A 21,474-nucleotide genomic window follows, 5' to 3' on the forward strand; every position below is an offset into this window, starting at 1 on the left:
CAGAGTGCCCGTCGAGGTCAAAAAAAGCCGCGCCCGGGCACTGTGGAGAGTCCAGAGTGCCCATCGATGCCAAAAAAAGCCGCGCCCGGGCACTGTGAAGAGTCCAGAGTGCCCGTCGAGGTCAAAAAAAGCCGCGCCCGGGCACTGTGAAAAGTCCAGAGTGCCCGTCAATGCCAAAAAAAGCCGCGCCCGGGCACTGTGAAGAGCCCAGAGTGCCCGTCGATGCCAAAAAAAGCCGCACCCGGGCACTGTGAAGAGTTCAGAGTTCCCGTCGAGGTCAAAAAAAGCCGCGCCCGGGCACTGTGAAGAGCCCAGAGTGCCCGTCGAAGTATAAAAAGCCGAGCCCGGGCACGGTGAAGTCATCTTAAAAAAGAGCAGGTTATTTCAAATTAATAAAACTATATTCTTTCTTCCCAATAGCACTATAGTTCTGCATCAAAACCCTCCTAATTGTCTTAATCGACCCTACCACCCCACACCATTCATACACAACACCAGTGGTAATTTTCATATCCGGAAAAAGCAGCTTCAATTCCACCACACTCCGCAAAATAGCATGATCAATCTCCTCCATGTGCCCACAAACTTCACATACAAGATTCCTATCAGCAACAATTGTCTGTAATGAACCGCATGGAGCACAAGTCATCCCCTTTTTCAGCCGAGCAAAATCATAACCAGGTAACTTGCCATAAGGTAATTCAGTCTGGTGCATGGAAACTAATTGGTCAGCCAGCTTTTTATGAAATCCGTTTAATTGTGAAGGTCTTTTATCAAATTTCTCCATAAATCTAGGAAGTTGATTCGGATAAATAATGGGTTTGTTAAGAGGAGCTTGATATAATTGAAACTGGGGGTTGATGAAGACAACATAGGCCTCAATAGGTATGCTCACTCCGAGATTCTGGAGCAGCTGGCGGAGCAGTGATTCGCATCGTTCAAGCTGGAGCAGTGGATTCTTAATTTCCTTTTCTTTTTTGGCAAGCATATAAAACCTGTCATTTTTAAAATAAAAATCACCTTCATAATTTTTCACTTCGAAAAGGCATAAAGGCTCTTGAGTCATAATTAATGAATCAATTTGAAACTTACTTCCGTTTGACTCCAGTAACAATTCGTTTAAAATATTACTTCGACACTGAAGCTTCTCCGTCAATGCGTCAAACATTACTTCACCTTCAAAACCCTTAACTAGGCGCTGATAGCGCTGCTTGTCCTTTTCTGCTAATTCCATCCGCGCGTTCAATAATCTCAGAAGTGTTACCTCACTTGGTTCAAAACGTGGCTTAAAGCTCATATTCCACTTCCTTTTTCGCATTAGTGTATCTTCGCCTGCCGGCTAGCCAATCGACGAGTTTTCTTTAATTTCATTTTATAAAAAAACCCCAGCAGCCGCTGAATAATATTTGTATATTTTTTAACATTTTTCACAAAATTCCACCCCATCTGAAATATATGAAAAATTAATATTTACAAAAACTTCCCTCCTGCCTTATGATACTTAGGGATACGAAATACTCTAAGGGGCGAAAGCAATGGCCTTCTATCATAATTGGGCAGCACAATTTACTACATATAACCGCAATATTAAGTTAAGCTTTATGGCCAATATTTTCACGCAAATTGGTCTCGGGATTTTCATGGTGATTTATAACTTTTATATCCGCAAGCTGGGATTCTCAGAAGGGGTCAATGGGCAGGTTATTTCGATGACCTCCCTCGCAACAGCCATCATTTTAATTCCGGCAGGCATAATTAGCGACCGGGTGGGGCGAAAAAGGGTTATTTTTTATGGAATCTTACTATCCGGAATTATTTTGATATTTAGGGGTATGGTTTCTGAGCAAGGTACCTTAATAACGCTTGCCTTTGTCAGCGGCTTGACCATGGCTTTTTTGCAGGTTTCGGGCATTCCCTGGCTGGCCGAAAATTCCACTGCAGAGCAGCGGGTGAATTTATTTAGTCTCCATTTTGCCTTTATGACGGCCGCAAATGTGGTCGGGGCACTTTTGGGTGGGGGGTTGACTGATTTATTTTCGCTCTTTGTCAGCGATTTAAATAGTATTCGCTACACGCTGATTATTGGGGCGCTCATCTATTTAGTGGGCCTTGTCCCGACTACGCGCTTCCGGGAGCTTCCTAAAAAGAAGGAAACAAAGGCAAAGAAGAAGCTTTTTCAATCAATATCCTGGAAAAATGATGGAATGAAGCTCATCGTTTTATTTGCCTTTGCACAGCTATTAATTGGATTTGGGGCTGGACTCGTTATTCCCTATCTAAATTTGTATTTTGCCGACCGCTTTAGCGCGTCCACGACATCGATAGGTTTAATTATTTCACTTGGCCAGGCGGCAACCGCGTTGGCGATGTTTATTGGTCCGCTTGTTGTCAAAAAGGTGGGAGACGTAAGAGCGGTTGTCTATTTGCAGCTTGCATCCCTTCCGTTTCTGCTGCTGACAGCCTATACACACCAATTATGGCTCGCGGCAATTGGATTTTTATTCCGCCAAGCGTTGATGAATGCCGGCAACCCGATTCAAATGTCATTAATGATGTCGAAGGTGAACGACTCAATGAAGGGCCTCGCCAATTCTGTTAACCAAATGGTATTTAATTTAGGGTGGGCCTTAATGGGACCGGTTTCCACTGGGATTGTTGTAAAATATGGCGCGTATTGGGGCTATTCCTATGTGTTCACGATTACAGCCGTGTTATATCTAATGGGTTCCGTTTATTTCTTCCTAGTATTTAAAGGATTCTCTACTAAAATAGAAACGGCAGCTTCCGTCAAAATCTAGTAAGAATCCGACATATTTCTCAGGAAATTTTCAAATGCCACCCCAAAAAGTAGATAATTGTCGACCGATTTGAAAGGGAATCCACCTCCTGCTGCTGTATAGTAAATATAAGAGAGTAGACCGGAGTGGTGGAAATGATTGAGGCAATGAAAACCTTTCAAATGGCAATCAAAGAGCAGGAGCATGTCCTTCCATTAATTAGCCAGGCTGATTTACAAGTGGCATTTCATTGTGATCAACAAGCCATTCAGCTGTTGATAAAAAATAGCGAAATTCTCATCGAGCAAGCGGCAGAGGAACAGCAGACAAAACACCAGATTAGCGGAAACGAATCCGCAATGAGACAGTTGATTGAAGGGCGTGAAAGATTAAGAGTTCTCCAGCAACGGGGGCTGCTAAGGGTTTCGGCCCCATTACGCACGCAATTATTGCTAGAATCTATTTTCTTTTTAACAAAGGCACGTGACCACCAGCAATTTGCAAAAATAATTTAATCAAAGGTATTGACTCGGAATTAATCTTCATGTAAAGTATTATTTAAATATTCGATTAATAAAAATAATTTAATAAGCATTCTTATCAAGAGTGGCGGAGGGACTGGCCCTACGATGCCCGGCAACCGGTTTGAAACACGGTGCTAAATCCAGCAGAGCTGCAAGCTCTGGAAGATGAGAAGAGTGGGACCCCCATCTTCTTCTGAAGCGGGGGTTTTTGTTTGTTAAATTGAAAATAAGGAGGAAGCGAGTATGGGAGAAAATCAAAAGAAGTATCGTTTTGAAACATTGAGTGTTCATGGAGGGTTGTCTCCAGATCCGGTGACTGGTGCTCGTGCTGTTCCGATTTATCAAAACAATGCCTATCAATTTAAGAACACCGAACATGCGGCAAACCTATTTGGTTTAAAGGAACCTGGTTACATATATACCCGTATTCACAATCCAACAACAACCGTTTTTGAAGAAAGAGTGGCCTTGTTAGAAGGCGGAGTGGGAGCCCTTGCGGTGGCTAGCGGCATGGCGGCGATTACTCTTGCGATTTTGAACATTGCTGAAGCAGGTGATGAGATTGTTTCCGCATCAAATCTCTATGGCGGGACGTATAATTTATTTGCCGTAACGCTTCCTAAATACGGAATTAAGGTGAAATTTGTTGACCCTGAAGATCCGGAAAACTTCCGTGCGGCGATTACTGAAAAAACAAAGGCTGTTTTTGCTGAAACGATTGGTAATCCGAGCTTGCGCGTACTCGATATTAAAAAAGTGGCAGATATTGCCCATGAGGCAGGGGTTCCGTTACTTGTTGATAATACCTTTGCTAGCCCATACCTGTGCAGACCAATTGAGCATGGGGCGGATATTGTCATTCACTCAGCAACAAAATGGCTTTTAGGTAACGGCACGACAACCGGCGGCATCATTGTCGATGGCGGGAAATTTGACTGGAATTCGCCGAAATTCCCTGGCTTCACGACACCGGATGCCAGCTATCACGACCTTGTATATGCCGAGGCATTAGGAGCAGTCGCCTATATTATCAAAGCGCGGGTGCAATTATTACGAGACCTTGGACCTGCTTTAAGTCCACAAAACTCCTTCCAGTTCATACTCGGGCTTGAGACACTCCATGTCCGGATGAAGGAGCATGTCGCCAATACAAAAGATGTCGTCGATTATTTGGTAGGTCATCCGGCAGTAGAATGGGTTTCTTACCCAGGACACACGTCACATCCTGATCATGAATTAGCGCAAAAGTATTTACCAAAAGGTGCGGGATCTATGGTTGTCTTTGGGATTAAGGGTGGAAAAGAAGCAGGAGCGAAATTAATTGATGCGATTACACTTTGGGCCCATGTTGCAAACGTTGGAGATGCAAAGAGCTTAATTATTCATCCGGCAAGCACCACCCACCAGCAATTAGATGCGGAAGGCTTGAAATCAGCAGGTGTATCAGAAGATTTAATTCGCCTTTCGATTGGAATTGAAAATGTGGAGGACTTAATCGAGGATCTCGAATCAGCGATTGAGGCAGCAACTGGTATCGTATCCTTAAAGGCAAATGCCTAAAATTACCTAAATCCATTTTTCCAAGAATGATGATATTTTCATTGACACCCCAAATTATCCGTGTTACGATAAATTTCGTAATATAATTACTTAAACAAATTAACGTGTTAATTGAATATAGAATGCTGTTAACTCTTATCAAGAGAGGTGGAGGGATGTGCCCGATGAAGCCCGGCAACCGTCAATATTTATTATTGAAATGGTGCCAATTCACACAAAGCAATTGCTTTGGGAGATGGGAGAAAGGATTGTTTTTATGATGCCTTTCTGCCTATGCGGAAGGCATTTTATTTTGCTGAAAATACAGTCCACAAAATAAAATTCTATATTTAAGCAGAACGTTATAATCAAAATATATCAGAATTTTAAGTAAACAAGATAAAAAGCAGGTGATTTAATGATATCAATCAAGAATGTCCAAAAAATCTTTCCTTCCAAACAGGGGCAGCTGAAAGCGGTCGATGATGTCAACCTGGAAGTAAAAGAAGGAGAAATTTTCGGTGTGATTGGATATAGTGGTGCAGGTAAAAGTACCTTGATCCGGATGTTAAATGGACTTGAACTGCCAACCAATGGAACCGTTACGGTGGCAGGTCGGGTTATTTCGAAGATTAAGGGCAGTGAGCTTCGGAAGGCACGTCAGGAAATAAGTATGATTTTTCAGCATTTTAATTTGTTGTGGTCAAGGACGGTAAGCGAGAACATTGCCTTCCCACTTGAGATTGCTGGTGTTAATAGTGCACGAAGGAAGAAAAGAGTCGAGGAATTAATTAAACTAGTCGGTCTTGAGGGCAGGGAAAATGCCTATCCCGCACAGTTAAGTGGCGGACAAAAGCAGCGGGTTGGGATTGCCAGAGCACTTGCTAACAATCCAAAGGTACTTCTTTGTGATGAAGCAACCTCTGCACTTGATCCACAAACGACAGATTCGATATTGGATTTGTTAGTTGATATAAATAAGCGGCTTGGGTTAACGATTGTTCTAATCACCCATGAAATGCATGTGATTCGGAAAATCTGTCACAAGGTAGCAGTGATGGAAAGCGGAAAAGTGGTTGAGCTAGGTCCGGTACTGGATGTGTTTAAAAATCCGAAGCAGCCAATTACCAAACGTTTTGTCCAGCAGGTAACAGAACCGGAAGAAACGAAAGAAACAACCGACCATCTGCTCGAACGTTATCCCGAGGGGCAAGTTGTTCAGCTAACGTTTGTTGGAGAAGCGACAGAACAGCCATTAATCACAAATTTAATCAGGGATTTCGACGTTGTTGTCAATATTCTTCAAGGGAAAATTTCACACACGCAAAACGGCTCATACGGAACATTGTTTATTCATTTGGATGGACAATCAAGCGAAATACAGAAGGCCATCGATTATATTCACTCACAGCAAGTCGGCGTGGAGGTGATCAGTAATGGCTGATTTTATGGAAATGGTAAAGTGGGACAAATTAATTGAAGCAACACGTGAAACGATGTATATGACTTCCATTTCCGTGTTTGCGACATTTGTTTTAGGATTATTACTTGGTCTGCTGTTGTTTTTAACTGATAAAGGGAATATATGGGCCAATCGGACTGTTAATGTCGTGGTTGCCGGTTTTGTCAATATTTTCAGATCTATTCCCTTCATTATCTTAGTAGTTTTATTAATTCCCTTTACAAAATTATTGCTTGGGACGATGCTCGGGGCAAATGCGGCGCTTCCAGCACTCATTATTGGTGCTGCCCCTTTTTATGCGCGAATGGTAGAAATTGCGCTTAGGGAAATCGATAAGGGTGTGATTGAGGCATCGCAATCGATGGGAGCAACCCATGGCCATATTATTTTTAAAGTACTAATACCGGAATCCTTACCGGCATTAATTTCAGGGATTACCGTTACAGCTATTTCGCTCGTCGGCTTTACGGCAATGGCCGGAGTCATTGGAGCTGGCGGACTTGGAAACTTTGCCTACCTCTATGGTTTTCAGGGCAATAAACCGTTTGTCACGTTAGTTGCCACGATTGCGATCCTAATTGTAGTTTTTATTGTCCAATTTATTGGAGATTATTTTACAAAGAAAACAGATAAACGATAACAGGAGGAGTTATATATGAAAAAGGTATTTAGTTTCATTGGAATTGCGTTACTAGCATTTGCCCTTACAGCTTGCGGTGGTGCCAAAAAAGATACGGCAGGAAAAGATGGTAACAAGAAATTAGTTGTTGGTGCAACTGCTGTACCGCATGCAGAAGTTTTAGAAGCAGCAAAACCAATATTAAAGGAAAAAGGCATTGATCTAGAAATCAAAGTTTTTCAAGATTATATCCTGCCAAACGTAGCGTTAAAAGATAAAGACCTGGATGCTAACTATTTTCAAACACCAGGGTATTTAGACCTGCAAATGAAAGATAATAAGGACTTTGATTTTGTAAGTGTAGGCGAAATTCATAAGGAACCAATCGGAATTTATTCTAAAAAATATAAGAGCTTAAAAGACCTTCCAAAAGGTGCAAAAATAATCATGAGTAATTCATTTAGTGACCATGGTCGTATTTTACCTATTTTTGAAAAGGCAGGAATAATTAAGCTTAAAGAAGGCGTTGGCGCGAATGCAAGAGTTGAGGATATTATCGAAAATCCAAAGAACCTTGATTTCTCAACGTTAATTGAAGCCAAATTATTAGCATCTTCTTTCGAAAGCGGTGAAGGTGATGCGGTTGTTATTAATACGAACTACGCATTAGAAGGCGGAGTCGACATCGGAAAGTATGGAATTGCCTTTGAAGGCGATGACGTTGTTCCGGCAAACCTTGTAGTTGTTCGTTCAGAGGACAAAGACAAAGAAACCATCAAAACACTTGTAGAAGTACTCAAATCAAAAGAAATCCAAGACTTCATCAAAGAAAAATACAAAGGGGCCGTTGTGTCGGTTTCTGAATAAAGAGCATTTTAATAGGTAGAAAGGCAGAAAGTCAGTGGAAGGTTCACTGGCTTTTTTCCTATTTTTCAATGACACCAAATCAGTGGAATTGGTAAAAATAGATAGGTAATGAAACACACATAACCATTGGCAAAACATTAAAAAGTAGAGTATCATTTAAATCGGATGTGTTTTACATAAACGAATAGTCGTCTGAATTTTCACTATTCTCTTCTTTTCATTCTCATTTGGGATAAGCTTAATGAAAATTGCTCTCCTGTTTTTACTGTTTGGGAGTTGCTAATACATTTCATTTGTTATAAGATTGTAATGAGAATAAAATGAGAATAGAGTTATCGACCATTACGGTCTATAAGATACAAAACTTTCATTTCGGAGGTATAAATATGGCTGGTTCAACTTTAACGGTTAAAGATTTACATGTAGCAATCGATGGGAAAGAAATTTTAAAAGGTGTAAACCTTGAAATAAAAGGTGGAGAGATCCACGCAATCATGGGTCCAAACGGTACGGGTAAATCCACTTTATCTTCTGCCATTATGGGTCACCCAAAATATGAAGTAACAAGCGGAAACATTACCTTAGATGGGGAAAATGTTCTTGAAATGGAAGTAGATGAGCGCGCACGTGCAGGTCTATTTCTAGCGATGCAATATCCAAGTGAAATTAACGGCGTAACAAATGCGGACTTTTTACGTTCAGCACTTAATAGCCGCCTTGGAGAAGGAAATGAAATTTCATTAATGAAATTCATTCGTAAAATGGATAAGCAAATGGAATTCCTTGAGATGGATCTTGATATGGCACAGCGCTATTTAAATGAAGGCTTTTCTGGCGGTGAGAAGAAGCGTAATGAAATTTTGCAGCTAATGATGCTTCAGCCGAAAATTGCTATTTTAGATGAAATTGACTCCGGTCTTGATATCGATGCCCTGAAGGTTGTTTCAAAGGGAATTAATGAAATGCGCGGCGAAGATTTCGGTTGTTTAATTATTACTCACTATCAACGACTTTTAGACTATATCACTCCTGACCATGTGCATGTAATGATGCAAGGCCGTATTGTAAAATCAGGCGGACCAGAGCTGGCACAACGCTTAGAAGCGGAAGGATATGACTGGATCAAACACGAGCTTGGAATTGAAGATGAAACAGTTGGGCATGAAGCGTAAGAGAGTGTTAGGAGGATTATAATGACAACAGAAATAAAATTATCATTTGATAAGGACAATGTCCGCTCCTTTTCAAAAGAAATGAGCGAGCCTGCTTGGTTTGAAGAGTTTCGTCTAAAGGCATTAGAAAGCTTCGAACAGCTGCCAATGCCAAGACCTGACAAAACAAGGATTGATAAGTGGAATTTCACACAATTCACTCAGCATACGGTAAAAAGTGCTCCCTATGCATCGCTGGCTGAATTGCCAGAAGAAGTAAAGGCATTAGTAGATATCGATGCTGAACATAAAAACTTATATATTCAACATAATCAAACGCCTGCTTTTTTATCTTTGTCTGAAGAGCTAAAGAGCAAAGGGGTTATCTTTACCGACATTTTTACAGCTGCAAGAGAACACAGCGATCTATTGAAAAAGTATTATATGACACAAGCGATCAATGCTGACGAACATCGCCTTACTGCCCTAAACGCGGCATTAGTAAATGGCGGAGTTTTCCTATACATTCCGAAGAATGTGGAAATTGCAGAACCAATTCAAGCCGTTTATGTACACGATGATGCAGAGGCAAATCTGTTTAACCATGTTATTGTTGTTGCGGAAGACAATAGCTCCGTCACTTATGTTGAAAATTACATCTCAACAATGGAAGTTTCAACTACCGTTGCCAATATTTTGGCGGAAGTGATTGTTAATGCAAATGCGAAGGTAACATTTGGGGCTGTTGATACCCTTGCAAAAGGAATCACCACCTATGTAAACCGTCGAGGCGTTGTCGGCAGAGACGGTCGAATTGAATGGGCATTAGGTTTAATGAATGAAGGTAATACGATTTCAGAAAACACAACGAATTTAATTGGTGATGGCTCATATGGCGATACAAAGACCGTTGTTGTTGGACGAGGCGAGCAAACGCAAAACTTTACGACGAAGATTGTTCACTTTGGGAAAAATAGTGAAGGTTATATTTTAAAGCATGGTGTCATGAAAGACAGTGCAACTTCCATTTTTAACGGAATCGGTAAAATTGAACACGGTGCATCCAAATCAAATGCAGAACAAGAATCTCGCGTCCTCATGCTTAGCGAAAAGGCACGCGGGGATGCAAATCCAGCCTTGTTAATTGATGAAGATGATGTAACGGCAGGTCATGCCGCTTCAGTCGGCCGGGTTGACAATGTTCAACTTTACTATTTAATGAGCCGCGGAATTCCCAAAAAAGAAGCAGAGCGCCTAGTGATCCATGGTTTCCTTGCCCCTGTTGTCAATCAGCTTCCGATTGAAGGAGTAAAGAAACAGTTAACTGAAGTGATTGAAAGGAAAGTACGCTAATGAATTTCACCGAAATTCGTAAGCAGTTTCCCATATTGGATCAGGAAGTTAATGGCCATCCACTTGTCTATTTGGATAGTTCAGCGACATCGCAAAAGCCTGTTCAAGTCATTGAGGCGATTGAAAAATATTATCGTGAAATAAATTCAAATGTCCACCGAGGTGTGCATACACTTGGAACAAGAGCTACCGATGCTTACGAAGGTGCAAGGGAAAAAGTCCGTAAGTTCATCAATGCCAAGTCCACTCAAGAAGTTATTTTTACAAGAGGAACGACGACTTCGTTAAATACGGTGGCAGCAAGCTATGCGGCAGCGAATGTAACAGAAGGCGATGAAATAGTTATTACCTATATGGAGCACCATAGTAATATTATTCCGTGGCAGCAAGTAGCGAGACGGACAGGTGCCCAGTTAAAATATATTCCGCTGCAAGCGGATGGGACGCTTTCACTTGATGACGTACGGGCAACGATTACGGCTAACACGAAGATTGTTTCTGTTATGCAGGTATCAAACGTACTTGGCGTCATTAATCCGGTCAAAGAAATTGCCCAAATTGCCCATGAAAACGGGGCAATTATGGTTGTGGATGGTGCCCAAAGTGCGCCCCATATGAAAATTGATGTTCAAGATTTGGATTGTGATTTTCTTGCTTTTTCAGGACATAAAATGTGCGGTCCTACCGGCATTGGTGTCCTTTACGGAAAAAAACAGCTGCTTGAAAAAATGGAGCCGATTGAATTCGGCGGCGAAATGATTGATTTCGTTGAGTTGTACGAATCAACCTGGAAAGAGCTGCCGTGGAAATTCGAAGCAGGTACCCCAATTATTGCCGGAGCGATTGGCCTTGGGGCTGCCATTGACTTTTTAAATGAAGTTGGCTTAGACAAAATTGCCGAGCATGAACATCGGCTGGCGGCTTATGCATTAGAAAAAATGTCTACCGTTCCCGGTATGACCATTTATGGTCCGCTAGATGCGGCGAAGCGGGCAGGACTGGTTACTTTTAATATTAGTGACGTTCACCCACATGATGTAGCAACGGTGTTGGATGCGGAAGGAATTGCTGTCCGTGCCGGACATCATTGCGCCCAGCCGCTGATGAGATGGCTTAAAGCTACAGCCACTGCTCGTGCCAGCTTTTACCTATACAACTCAGAAGATGATATTGATAAACTTGTTGAAGGACTTGTCAAAACGAAGGAGTATTTCAGCGATGTCTTCTAATTTAGATGCACTTTACCGAAGAGTCATAATGGACCATTATAAAAAACCTCGTAATCGCGGTGTCTTAGAAGATGGCAGCCATACGATTAATATGAATAACCCAACCTGCGGCGACCGGATTCAATTAACGTTTAAAGTTGAAAATGGTGTTGTTGAGGATGCCAAGTTTGAGGGCGAGGGCTGTTCGATTTCGATGTCGTCTGCTTCGATGATGACGCAAGCGATTAAAGGAAAAAATGTCGAGGATGCATTAAAACTGTCAAAAATCTTTTCCGATATGATTCAAGGAAAAGACTTTGATGACGATATTGATTTAGGTGATATCGAAGCACTTCAAGGTGTTTCTAAGTTTCCAGCGCGCATCAAATGTGCCACATTAGCGTGGAAGGCGATGGAAAAAGGATTGAAGGAAGACGAACAAGAATAGGATGAAATAGGGCATTTTTAGGCCTTATTCGTTTTAGAAATGGAGGAACAGACGATGGCGAAGAAAATGCCGGAAATCGGTGATTATAAATATGGTTTTGCCGATAAAGACGTTTCCATATTCCGATCTAAACGTGGTTTAACACCTGAAATTGTGAAAGAAATTTCTAAGTTGAAGAATGAACCACAATGGATGCTAGATTTCCGCCTTAAATCACTCGAAATTTTTTATAGCAAACCAATGCCGCAATGGGGCGGCGATATGTCTTCTTTAAACTTTGATGAAATTACCTATTATGTAAAACCATCAGAAAAATCCGAGAAGTCATGGGATGAAGTACCTGAGGAAATCAAAGCAACTTTTGATAAGCTTGGCATTCCGGAAGCGGAGCAAAAGTACCTTGCCGGGGTTTCAGCGCAATATGAATCAGAGGTTGTCTACCATAACATGAAGGTAGAACTTGAGGATTTAGGGATTGTCTTTAAAGATACAGATTCAGCTTTAAGAGAAAATGAAGATATTTTCCGCGAACACTTTGGAAAAACAATTCCGCCGACAGATAACAAGTTTTCTGCACTTAACTCGGCTGTTTGGTCTGGCGGCTCGTTCATCTATGTACCACCAGGTGTGAAAGTGGATACTCCGCTACAGGCCTATTTCCGGATTAACTCCGAAAATATGGGACAATTTGAACGGACGTTAATCATTGTTGATGAAGGCGCATCCGTTCATTATGTGGAAGGGTGTACAGCACCAGTCTATACAACCAACTCACTGCATAGTGCCGTTGTTGAGATTGTTATTAAAAAGAATGCATATTGCCGCTACACAACGATTCAAAACTGGGCAAATAATGTCTTTAACCTTGTTACGAAGCGTGCGGTCTGTGATGCTAACGCAACAATGGAATGGATTGATGGTAATATCGGTTCGAAATTAACAATGAAGTATCCAGCAGTTATTTTAAAAGGTGAAGGCGCGCGCGGGATGACATTATCGATTGCGATTGCCGGTAAAGGTCAGCACCAGGATGCCGGGGCGAAAATGATTCATTTAGCTCCAAACACTTCATCAACGATTGTATCTAAATCGATTTCTAAGCATGGCGGGAAAGTAACCTATCGCGGTATGGTTCAATTCGGCCGTAAAGCCGATGGTGCCCGTTCTAATATCGAATGTGATACATTAATTATGGATAATCAATCGACATCCGATACGATTCCATACAACGAAATCTTAAACGATAACATCTCGCTTGAGCACGAAGCGAAGGTTTCAAAAGTTTCTGAAGAGCAGCTCTTCTACTTGATGAGCCGTGGTATTTCTCAGCAAGAAGCAACTGAAATGATCGTCATGGGCTTTATTGAGCCATTTACAAAAGAATTACCAATGGAATACGCCGTGGAAATGAACCGTCTCATTAAGTTCGAAATGGAAGGCTCCATCGGTTAATATTATTGAAAAATTTACCCGCTTGCTGCGTTGGCAGGCGGGTTTTTGTGTTGAAAATCGGCATACTGTCGGATAGCAGCGGCTTACTATCGGATGAGGTCGGCTAACTGTCGGATAGCAGCGAATTACTGTCGGGTGAGTCGGCTAACTGTCGGATAGCAATGGCTAACTGTCGGATAGCAGCGAATTACTGTCGGGTGAGTCAGCTAACTGTCGGATAGCAACGGCTAACTGTCGGAAAGCAACAGTTTACTGTCGGAATGGCTCCATGTACATCTTTACCTTCGTAAATCGAAAAATCTAGCAACTTCTAAAAATGGTTATGCTATTATTAATAGTTGGAGGTGAGTTTTATTGATCTATATTGGTGTAACAGGCTGGGGTGATCAGGACAGCTTATACCCGGGTCAAATTTCTTCAAGAGACAAATTAAAGGTGTATGCAGCCCATTTTCCAATTGTCGAAGTGGATGCGGCCTTTTATGCGATTCAGCCAATCAGAAATGCGGAGAAGTGGGTCAATGAAACGCCAGGAGGCTTCCAGTTTATCGTCAAAACCTACCAGGGCATGACCGGTCATCTGCGAGGGGCCACTCCGTTTGAAAACAGGCCAGCGATGTTCCAGGCCTTTAAGGAGTCTCTCGACCCATACATAAAAAACAATAAATTAGCAATGGTACTATTTCAGTTTCCACCGTGGTTTTCCTGTAAAAAGGTAAATGTTGATTATTTGAGGTGGTGTAAACATGAAATGGGCGACATTCCTTGCGCCCTTGAGTTCAGACACCAATCGTGGTTCGCACCCGGGTATCGACAAAAGACACTCGATTTTATGAAAGCTGAAAAATGGATTCACAGTATTTGCGATGAACCGCAATCAGGAGAGGGTTCAATACCAACGGTGCTCAAGACAACTCACCCTGATAAAGTCCTTGTCAGATTTCACGGCCGCAACGTCCACGGCTGGCAAAAACGCAAGGCTGAAAATTGGCGTGAGGTGCGCTATCTTTACCGCTATAATCCACAAGAACTGCAAGAATGGGCTGATTGGGTGGGTCAATTAATCAAGGAAAGCAAAAATGTTTATCTCCTTTTTAACAACAATTCCGGCGGTGACGCGGCTGACAATGCCAAGGAAATGATGAATCATTTAGGGATAGAGTATGAAGGACTTGCCCCAAGGCAGCTGGATTTATTTTAAACATGTTACCAGTGCCGTCAGACTTATATTAGGAAATGGATGTGCACAACCTAGATTAAACATAGACAGATACTAGAAGGTGAAAACAAATGGAATGGATAATTTTAATTTTTGTAGGGCTGGCTGCGAGTTCTTTGGGATCGCTTATCGGCATGGGTGGTGGAATCATTCTTGTTCCGGCCTTGCTTTACCTGGCATCCTTGCCAGCGTTCAGCCATCTCACTCCCCAGGTAGTGGTCGGAACCTCCCTTTTTACAATGATTTTTACGGGGCTTTCCTCGACGTTAGCGTATGTGAAGCATAAAACGGTGGATTATAAAAGTGGTTTAATCTTCCTGATAGGAAGTGGGCCAGGAAGTATTCTTGGCGCCTGGGTCACCGAAAAGCTCGATTTGCACTCTTTCAATCTTTACTTCGGCCTCTTTATTATTTTTGTTTCGCTTGTTTTGTTGGTTAAAGATAAATTAAAGCCGATTCCCTATCGGAAAGATAAGGGTATTGTTCGTACCTTTACTGATAATAGCGAAAAAACTTTCGAATATGGGTTTAGCCCGACAATCGCCATTCTAATTTCGTTTGTGGTGGGACTTTTATCAGGTATATTTGGGATCGGCGGCGGGTCCTTAATGGTTCCAACAATGATTATTGTCTTTTTCTTTCCACCACATGTGGCAACAGCCACATCGATGTTCATGATTCTGCCAACGGCTATCCTAAGTTCCATCACCCATATTACCTTAGGCAATGTGAATTGGCTCTATGCTTTGGCACTGGTACCAGGCGCATGGATTGGAGCAAAGGTAGGAGTATTTTTAAATTCGAAGCTAAAAAGCAAAACGATTGTCTGGATGATCCGAGCGATTCTTCTTGTCGTCGGAATCCGGTTAATATATCAAGGGATTGTAGGGTAAGGTTAAAAATGGAAACGATACATATTTATCATACCAATGATGTTCATAGCCACTTAGAAAATTGGCCACGAATCGGGCAGTTTTTATCCGAAAAAAAAGAGCTGCATCAAGCAATGGGAGAGGACGTCTTTCTGTTTGATATCGGCGACTTTATTGACCGCTGGCATCCGTACACGGATGCGACGAAAGGGAAGGGGAATATTGAGCTCTTAAATGAGTCTCAATATACAGCCGTTACGATTGGCAACAATGAGGGGGTTAACCTGCCACATGACGATTTAAACCACCTCTATGATCATGCTCAATTTGATGTTCTTGTCGCAAATCTTTATAAAAAGGACGAAATTTACCCAAATTGGGTGAAACCTTATAAAATTTATCAGACGAAAAAGGGAACAAGGATCGGTGTAATTGGTTTAACCGCACACTTTGTGCATCTTTATGAACTACTTGGCTGGAAGCTGACTGAGCCGATTGCGGAGTTGAAAAAATGGCTCACACCCTTAAAGGAAGAGGCGGAGGTAATCATCTTACTTTCCCATCTAGGCCTCCGTGATGATGAGCGGATTGCGGCAGAATTGCCTGATATTGATCTTATTTTAGGGGCACACACCCATCATGTACTTGAAAAAGGAAAGCACGTTGGTGAAACACTCCTTGGTGCGGCCGGGAAGTATGGATATTTTGTTGGCCATGTTACCCTCAAGCTGGATGAACAAAAAGGTATCACGCAAAAGGATGCGATTCTTTATGACGTTGAGACACTTTCACCAGTTCAAGATGAGCAGGAGCAAATCGATGCCTTTTTTTTAAATGGAAAAGAGTTGCTCAGCCAAAAGGTCACTACGTTAAATGAACCTTTGATAAATGATCCATTTCATGTCACGAATTTTTCCCTATTCCTCGCGAGGGCATTAAGGGAATGGTGTAGCGCTGATTGTGCGATGATAAATGCAGGGCTTCTTTTGGGACCATTATCAGGTGATGTCACCGAGTATGATTTGCTCGCGATTTGTCCCCATCCAATTAATCCATGTGTAATCGAACTGACCGGAGAGGAATTGGAGCAGGTTATAGTACAGTCGAAGGATGAAAGCCTAGCACATAAACAGATAAAAGGGCTGGGCTTTAGAGGAACTGTTTTAGGGGTATTTGTGTATGATCAAATTAGTTTTAAGGAAAACACGATTTTGGTGGGAGGCGAGGAATTGGAGCATGAAAGAAACTACACGATAGCTTTGCCGGATATGTTTACTTTTGGCCATTTTTTTAAAGAGGTCATCCCACCTAAGGATAAGAACTATTTCCTCCCCGAATTTTTACGGGATTTGTTAAAATGGAAGTTACAAATGCAGACCTAGACTGATGTCCACACTTATTCCTATCCTTATCATATTGTGATGGTAAGGAAAGGAGTGTGGGAAACTTTGATAGATCTTTCACCAGTTGAAATTGACGGCCATACGTTTCTGGCAGTTTCTGTGTTACTTCCAAAAACAACCTTGCTTGCGGTGACAAGCGATAAGGGCTATATCATGTGCGGTGCTTTAGATGTCGGCTTACTAAATGAAAAATTAAAAGACCGCAAAATCATTGCCGGCCGTGCCGTCGGAGTCAGAACCATTGACCAGCTTCTAAATGCCCCATTAGAATCGGTAACATGGGAGGCAGAGGAAATTGGTATTCATCAAGGCATGGTCGGCAAGGAAGCACTAATGAAAATGATTTAAAAGCTTGCTGGGATAGCAGGCTTTTTTTCGTTTTTCAATAGTTATAACGGGCGCCTTTTTCAAGCGGAAATTAATTAGGCTAGTTCTTCTTTGTCAAGCATACATATAGCAGGAAGGGGTGATTGCTTTGGCAAAGTTTCGCAGACGGATTCGAAAGCGGGGACAGCTGCCTTTCCGCTATGTCATGCTGCTATCATTTGTCTTTTTCCTTTTCTCCACCGCTATGAGTTTGTGGCTCGTAAATAAAGGAATCGAGCCGACATTAATGAGAATTGCTGAATCTGAAACCCGTAATATCGCTTCCCTTGTCATTAATAGGGCGATTACAAAACGGACGACCAATGTTGGGGAAAATAATAATGTAATCAAAATAACGCCAAGCAGCGATGGAAGAAAACAAAACGCCCAGTTGAATACGGATTTAATCAATCGTGTATTGGCGGAAACAACCGCGCAGATTCAAAAGAATTTAAAAACAGCAAAGCAGGGTGATATTGCCTTATTAGAATCCGATGTTGAAATTGAAACGGAGAATACGGGAAAGGAGGATGGAATTGTCTGGTATGTGCCATTAGGGCAGGCGACGAAGATTACTTTATTAGGGAATATTGGGCCAAAAATTCCGGTAAGATTTCATGCCATTGGTGAAGTGGTGCCGGATGTGCAAATCAAGACGAAAGAAATGGGGATTAATAATACATGGGTCCAGGTTTCTGTTGAAATAGAAGTCTCGGTTCAAATTATTACACCGTTTGCGACTAAAATTACAAAGCTTCAACAAAGCATCCCTGTTGGCAGTACACTTTTGGAAGGCGAGGTACCGCAATTTTACAACAGCGGTGGCGGCATAACACCTTCGATTCAGCTCCCTGAAAAGAAAACGGATTCGAAAAAGTCAGGAAATTAAAAGGACTATCCGTCATGGACAGTCCTATTTCCGCTTCATATTCATTCGCTCCATGCGTTTCCACTTTGCTAAATGTGGATAGGGGTCAAACGACCATTCCGTAATCCCATTGTCTTTGTACATGCCATAATGTAAATGGGGCGGGAATTTTCCTGAGGTTCCCGGAGGACCGTAACCGGAGCTTCCGACACCACCGATTACCATCCCAGGCTCGACAATTTGCCCCACGCTTAAATCCTTAGCAAAGCCGCTAAGATGGGCGAAGTAATGATACGTATTATTAATATCACGGATGCCGATTCTCCATCCGCCAAACTTGTTCCAGCCCTTCATTTCAATCACACCGTAGCTTGTTGCGCGGACAGGAACTCCATATCCAGCAAAAATATCGGTCCCCTCATGAATTCGTCTTCCGCCCCAGCCGCGTGCATCACCCCAGGTGCTTCGATAACTGTGATTGCTGTATAATGGAACAGGGAAAACCTGTTTATCTAAATCAAGCCGTCCAAAGTGGCGGTATATTTTTGCCTTTCCAGCAATGACGCCTACGGTTTCATCGCGGTGATAATAATTCCATAACCCAATTTTAATATTATCGTGGTCAACTCCATATGAAAGAAGATAATTGGCAAACGCATATAAAACATCCTCATCACTCTTTAAACTCGCTTTGCCATCTCCATTTCCATCGACACCCATCCCATTAAAAAATTGGATGATGCCGGGATTTTCTTCCTCGGGATTAGGATTTGTTAGACCAGCCCATTTTTCCGGCCGGAAGTAAATTCCAATCGTACTTTCCGGCTTTGGCAGATCCCTGCGAACCAGGCGAATGCTTCGTTCATATTGATCAACCGCCGCTAAGTAATACCAAGGAATTTGGGTGACGGTTTCAACCTTTTTATAAAGCTTCATTCTTTCCTGATATGGATCAGTTTCTTGCGCATGAGCATCCCTGACAGCAAATGAAGTGGTAAAGAATAAAAGGATAGTTCCAAATAGTAGAATAGCCCGCACAGGAAGCCTCCTTCTGATTAATGTACAAGCTTAGTTTATGAAAGTCTAAACTATTTCATTATGGTTAATAAATGGTAAACGATAATTCGGAGCGCCAAAATCGAACGTGCCTGCTAGAAGTAAATTTTAAAAACATCATGTTTGCTTGTCGTTCCTATTTCAGTATGATAAAGTGACATCATAAGTACCATACATAAAAGGGTTTGCAAGGGGTGTAAATATGAGCAAGAAAGAAGAAATTTTACGAAAGCCGGATTGGTTAAAAATAAAGCTGAACACGAACGAGTCGTATAAGGGCTTAAAGAAAATGATGCGGGAAAAAAATCTTCATACGGTCTGTGAAGAAGCCCGCTGTCCAAATATTCATGAATGCTGGGCTGAAAGACGAACCGCTACCTTCATGATTCTTGGTGATACGTGTACACGTGCCTGTCGTTTTTGTGCGGTTAAAACTGGGTTACCAACCGAACTGGATTGGCAGGAGCCGGAAAGAGTTGCTGACTCTGTTCAATTAATGAACTTAAAGCATGTGGTAATAACGGCAGTAGCCCGCGATGATTTAAAAGATGGCGGAGCGGCTGTTTTTGCCGAGACGGTTCGAGCCATTCGCAGAAAAAACCCGTTTACAAGCATTGAAGTTCTTCCGTCCGATATGGGTGGTAAGGAAGAAAACTTACGGGTGTTAATGGACGCAAAACCAGATATCTTAAATCATAATATTGAAACGGTTAGACGATTGACGCCAAGAGTCAGAGCCCGTGCAAAGTACGACCGTTCTCTTGAATTCCTCCGCCGCGCCAAAGAAATGCAGCCAAGCATCCCAACCAAATCAAGCTTAATGATTGGTCTAGGCGAAACCAGAGAAGAAATTCTTGAAGTTATGGATGATTTACGGGCGAATCAAGTAGACATCATGACGATTGGCCAATACCTGCAGCCATCAAAGAGTCATATAAAGGTAGAAAAATACTATAGCCCTGATGAATTTAATGAATTCCAGCAAATTGCGATGAGTAAAGGCTTTAGCCACTGTCAAGCAGGTCCGCTTGTCCGCTCATCCTATCATGCAGATGAACAAGTGAACGCCGCGGCAAAGCACAAGCAATTATTGGGTGAAATAGAAGCAAAAGAAGCATAAAATATTTAACAAAGGGTCAGACCTCTTACACTGAAAGGGTCTGACCCTTTGCTTTACTTTTTTAGCGATTCATTTTATTCAAATTATGGTCATCCGGTGTCAGACCATTTTCGTCTTCACTGTAGTTCATCCTGCTGCCTTGTGGAGATTTTTTCATTTGGGTAATCAGTCCACTAACTAAATGACGGGCATTTCTGCTGTTTGAATCAGTATTGGCCAAATTTTCAACATCGCGCATTAACACCCTATTGTCTGTGACGTACACATGGTAGTATCTTGGCACCACCGAAAATGCTGTCTTTTTAACCTGGTCAGCTGTTAGATTGCGGTCCTTTGAATCGGTATTATAGGCAATTAATACTTCTTGGTCCGTGACAAGTGTGGCCACATCATTTACATTGGGAATATTTGTACTATACTTACTAATAATATGGGCAACCTGTTCACGGTCAAGTGCAGTGAGATGATCATTCGCCGTATTATCGTTCATGACCGGGCTTTTTTGGTGGCGGACAAAGCCATAGTTGTTGCTGACGTCGCGTGCACCAAGTTTTCCGCCTTCGTTGTAGAGCTCATGCCTTTTATTATTTACGTTAATGGTATTACCGCTTTCATCATAAATGTCATTGCTGGCGCTATCCTTCGAGCATCCTGTTAATGCGGTTATTGTACATAATCCAGCGATGATAAGTAATTTTTTCAACTAAAACACCTCCTTTTATTAGAATAGCCAATTGGAGGATTTTTTTCTTAGCAATTGATGGGTAATCGGTTATAATGGGAAATAGGAATCGACTGGTAAAATGAGGTGGAAAAAAGCATGATTATAATAAACAACACCGTCTACGAAGTGATACAAGAAAATAGGAACGGTTTTAATGAGGATGCCCTTAAAGCAAGGTTCAGTGATATTTTAACAAGATATGATTATGTTGTTGGTGATTGGGGCTATGGGCAGCTTCGATTAAAGGGTTTCTTTGACGATCAAAACCAAAAGGCTACTTTTGATACAAAAATTAGCACCTTAAGTGAATACCTCTATGAATACTGCAATTTTGGCTGTGCCTATTTTGTCTTAAAAAAGGTAAAAAAATGAGAAGGGTCAGTTTAAACTGACCCTTCTTATTTTTTTAAAAGATAAGAAAGTAATAATTTTGGCTTTGAGAATTGT

21 protein-coding genes and 2 riboswitches are annotated in these 21,474 nt (G+C 41.9%); of the genes, 18 read left to right on the forward strand and 3 right to left on the reverse strand.

Annotated elements, in window-relative coordinates; translation table 11 throughout:
* Window positions 1-379: 379 nt before the first annotated feature.
* Window positions 380-1,297: a nuclease-related domain-containing protein gene (locus BSO02S_RS09260; protein WP_066065798.1), complete on the reverse strand. Its 918-nt coding sequence runs from the start codon at window positions 1,295-1,297 to the stop codon at window positions 380-382.
* Between the two features lie 238 nt (window positions 1,298-1,535).
* Here BSO02S_RS09260 and BSO02S_RS09265 point away from each other — a divergent pair, with 238 nt between their 5' ends.
* The 16 genes from BSO02S_RS09265 (at window position 1,536) to yunB (ending at window position 18,148) form a co-directional block, all read left to right on the forward strand.
* A complete protein-coding gene (locus BSO02S_RS09265) occupies window positions 1,536-2,798 on the forward strand; it encodes an MFS transporter (RefSeq protein ID WP_066065801.1) in 1,263 nt (420 codons plus the stop codon).
* A gap of 134 nt (window positions 2,799-2,932) precedes the next feature.
* Entirely contained in the window at window positions 2,933-3,292 is a 360-nt protein-coding gene (locus BSO02S_RS09270; RefSeq protein ID WP_066065802.1) for a hypothetical protein, read from the forward strand.
* Window positions 3,293-3,371: 79 nt separating this feature from the next.
* A riboswitch (SAM riboswitch) is annotated at window positions 3,372-3,473 on the forward strand.
* 71 nt (window positions 3,474-3,544) lie between these two features.
* Window positions 3,545-4,861 (forward strand): O-acetylhomoserine aminocarboxypropyltransferase/cysteine synthase family protein, encoded by a 1,317-nt coding sequence (locus BSO02S_RS09275; RefSeq protein ID WP_066065805.1) that lies wholly within the window; start codon window positions 3,545-3,547, stop codon window positions 4,859-4,861.
* Window positions 4,862-4,993: 132 nt separating this feature from the next.
* Window positions 4,994-5,103: riboswitch (SAM riboswitch) on the forward strand.
* Window positions 5,104-5,258: 155 nt separating this feature from the next.
* Entirely contained in the window at window positions 5,259-6,284 is a 1,026-nt protein-coding gene (locus BSO02S_RS09280) for a methionine ABC transporter ATP-binding protein (RefSeq protein ID WP_066065808.1), read from the forward strand.
* Window positions 6,277-6,942, forward strand: coding sequence for a methionine ABC transporter permease (locus BSO02S_RS09285; RefSeq protein WP_066065811.1), 666 nt, complete (start codon window positions 6,277-6,279; stop codon window positions 6,940-6,942). The genes BSO02S_RS09280 and BSO02S_RS09285 overlap by 8 nt, the downstream gene beginning before the upstream one ends.
* A gap of 15 nt (window positions 6,943-6,957) precedes the next feature.
* A complete protein-coding gene (locus tag BSO02S_RS09290) occupies window positions 6,958-7,788 on the forward strand; it encodes a MetQ/NlpA family ABC transporter substrate-binding protein (RefSeq protein ID WP_066065814.1) in 831 nt (276 codons plus the stop codon).
* Between the two features lie 386 nt (window positions 7,789-8,174).
* Window positions 8,175-8,960, forward strand: coding sequence for a Fe-S cluster assembly ATPase SufC (gene sufC, locus BSO02S_RS09295; protein WP_066065816.1), 786 nt, complete (start codon window positions 8,175-8,177; stop codon window positions 8,958-8,960).
* A 21-nt stretch (window positions 8,961-8,981) separates the two neighbouring features.
* On the forward strand, window positions 8,982-10,292 hold the full coding sequence (sufD, locus tag BSO02S_RS09300) for a Fe-S cluster assembly protein SufD (RefSeq protein WP_066065819.1): 1,311 nt from the start codon (window positions 8,982-8,984) through the stop codon (window positions 10,290-10,292).
* A complete protein-coding gene (locus BSO02S_RS09305; protein ID WP_066065821.1) occupies window positions 10,292-11,521 on the forward strand; it encodes a cysteine desulfurase in 1,230 nt (409 codons plus the stop codon). Before sufD ends, BSO02S_RS09305 begins: the two co-directional genes overlap by 1 nt.
* A complete protein-coding gene (sufU, locus tag BSO02S_RS09310) occupies window positions 11,511-11,948 on the forward strand; it encodes a Fe-S cluster assembly sulfur transfer protein SufU (RefSeq protein WP_066065823.1) in 438 nt (145 codons plus the stop codon). The genes BSO02S_RS09305 and sufU overlap by 11 nt, the downstream gene beginning before the upstream one ends.
* A gap of 54 nt (window positions 11,949-12,002) precedes the next feature.
* Complete coding sequence (gene sufB, locus BSO02S_RS09315; protein ID WP_066065827.1) at window positions 12,003-13,400, forward strand: Fe-S cluster assembly protein SufB; 1,398 nt, start codon at window positions 12,003-12,005, stop codon at window positions 13,398-13,400.
* A gap of 354 nt (window positions 13,401-13,754) precedes the next feature.
* Window positions 13,755-14,600, forward strand: coding sequence for a DUF72 domain-containing protein (locus tag BSO02S_RS09320; protein WP_066065829.1), 846 nt, complete (start codon window positions 13,755-13,757; stop codon window positions 14,598-14,600).
* Between the two features lie 89 nt (window positions 14,601-14,689).
* Window positions 14,690-15,511 (forward strand): sulfite exporter TauE/SafE family protein, encoded by an 822-nt coding sequence (locus tag BSO02S_RS09325; RefSeq protein ID WP_066065831.1) that lies wholly within the window; start codon window positions 14,690-14,692, stop codon window positions 15,509-15,511.
* An 8-nt stretch (window positions 15,512-15,519) separates the two neighbouring features.
* Window positions 15,520-16,872: a bifunctional metallophosphatase/5'-nucleotidase gene (locus tag BSO02S_RS09330; protein WP_066065833.1), complete on the forward strand. Its 1,353-nt coding sequence runs from the start codon at window positions 15,520-15,522 to the stop codon at window positions 16,870-16,872.
* Window positions 16,873-16,938: 66 nt separating this feature from the next.
* The gene (locus tag BSO02S_RS09335) at window positions 16,939-17,241 is read left to right on the forward strand and encodes a YunC family protein (RefSeq protein ID WP_066065836.1); all 303 of its coding nucleotides are present in this window, start codon (window positions 16,939-16,941) and stop codon (window positions 17,239-17,241) included.
* A gap of 118 nt (window positions 17,242-17,359) precedes the next feature.
* Complete coding sequence (gene yunB / locus BSO02S_RS09340; protein ID WP_342351981.1) at window positions 17,360-18,148, forward strand: sporulation protein YunB; 789 nt, start codon at window positions 17,360-17,362, stop codon at window positions 18,146-18,148.
* 24 nt (window positions 18,149-18,172) lie between these two features.
* Here the strand turns inward: yunB and BSO02S_RS09345 are convergent, their stop codons facing one another.
* On the reverse strand, window positions 18,173-19,165 hold the full coding sequence (locus tag BSO02S_RS09345; RefSeq protein ID WP_218010600.1) for a M23 family metallopeptidase: 993 nt from the start codon (window positions 19,163-19,165) through the stop codon (window positions 18,173-18,175).
* 220 nt (window positions 19,166-19,385) lie between these two features.
* Between BSO02S_RS09345 and lipA the strand changes: the two genes are divergently transcribed.
* Window positions 19,386-20,303: a lipoyl synthase gene (lipA, locus tag BSO02S_RS09350; RefSeq protein WP_066065842.1), complete on the forward strand. Its 918-nt coding sequence runs from the start codon at window positions 19,386-19,388 to the stop codon at window positions 20,301-20,303.
* Window positions 20,304-20,364: 61 nt separating this feature from the next.
* Here the strand turns inward: lipA and BSO02S_RS09355 are convergent, their stop codons facing one another.
* On the reverse strand, window positions 20,365-21,006 hold the full coding sequence (locus tag BSO02S_RS09355; protein WP_066065845.1) for a YhcN/YlaJ family sporulation lipoprotein: 642 nt from the start codon (window positions 21,004-21,006) through the stop codon (window positions 20,365-20,367).
* Window positions 21,007-21,123: 117 nt separating this feature from the next.
* Here BSO02S_RS09355 and BSO02S_RS09360 point away from each other — a divergent pair, with 117 nt between their 5' ends.
* Complete coding sequence (locus BSO02S_RS09360; RefSeq protein WP_066065848.1) at window positions 21,124-21,399, forward strand: YutD family protein; 276 nt, start codon at window positions 21,124-21,126, stop codon at window positions 21,397-21,399.
* Window positions 21,400-21,474 lie beyond the last annotated feature (75 nt).

The sequence above is a fragment of the Neobacillus soli NBRC 102451 genome (assembly GCF_001591665.1).
In the GTDB taxonomy this organism is placed as follows: Bacteria; Bacillota; Bacilli; order Bacillales; family Cytobacillaceae; genus Neobacillus; species Neobacillus soli.

Excerpts from the sequence above, each read along its gene's own strand:
- BSO02S_RS09260 (WP_066065798.1), bottom strand. The coding sequence starts at position 1,297 with ATGAGCTTTAAGCCACGTTTTGAACCAAGTGAGGTAACACTTCTGAGA.
- BSO02S_RS09265 (WP_066065801.1), top strand. The coding sequence starts at position 1,536 with ATGGCCTTCTATCATAATTGGGCAGCACAATTTACTACATATAACCGC.
- BSO02S_RS09270 (WP_066065802.1), top strand. The coding sequence starts at position 2,933 with ATGATTGAGGCAATGAAAACCTTTCAAATGGCAATCAAAGAGCAGGAG.
- BSO02S_RS09275 (WP_066065805.1), top strand. The coding sequence starts at position 3,545 with ATGGGAGAAAATCAAAAGAAGTATCGTTTTGAAACATTGAGTGTTCAT.
- BSO02S_RS09280 (WP_066065808.1), top strand. The coding sequence starts at position 5,259 with ATGATATCAATCAAGAATGTCCAAAAAATCTTTCCTTCCAAACAGGGG.
- BSO02S_RS09285 (WP_066065811.1), top strand. The coding sequence starts at position 6,277 with ATGGCTGATTTTATGGAAATGGTAAAGTGGGACAAATTAATTGAAGCA.
- BSO02S_RS09290 (WP_066065814.1), top strand. The coding sequence starts at position 6,958 with ATGAAAAAGGTATTTAGTTTCATTGGAATTGCGTTACTAGCATTTGCC.
- sufC (WP_066065816.1), top strand. The coding sequence starts at position 8,175 with ATGGCTGGTTCAACTTTAACGGTTAAAGATTTACATGTAGCAATCGAT.
- sufD (WP_066065819.1), top strand. The coding sequence starts at position 8,982 with ATGACAACAGAAATAAAATTATCATTTGATAAGGACAATGTCCGCTCC.
- BSO02S_RS09305 (WP_066065821.1), top strand. The coding sequence starts at position 10,292 with ATGAATTTCACCGAAATTCGTAAGCAGTTTCCCATATTGGATCAGGAA.
- sufU (WP_066065823.1), top strand. The coding sequence starts at position 11,511 with ATGTCTTCTAATTTAGATGCACTTTACCGAAGAGTCATAATGGACCAT.
- sufB (WP_066065827.1), top strand. The coding sequence starts at position 12,003 with ATGGCGAAGAAAATGCCGGAAATCGGTGATTATAAATATGGTTTTGCC.
- BSO02S_RS09325 (WP_066065831.1), top strand. The coding sequence starts at position 14,690 with ATGGAATGGATAATTTTAATTTTTGTAGGGCTGGCTGCGAGTTCTTTG.
- BSO02S_RS09330 (WP_066065833.1), top strand. The coding sequence starts at position 15,520 with ATGGAAACGATACATATTTATCATACCAATGATGTTCATAGCCACTTA.
- lipA (WP_066065842.1), top strand. The coding sequence starts at position 19,386 with ATGAGCAAGAAAGAAGAAATTTTACGAAAGCCGGATTGGTTAAAAATA.
- BSO02S_RS09360 (WP_066065848.1), top strand. The coding sequence starts at position 21,124 with ATGATTATAATAAACAACACCGTCTACGAAGTGATACAAGAAAATAGG.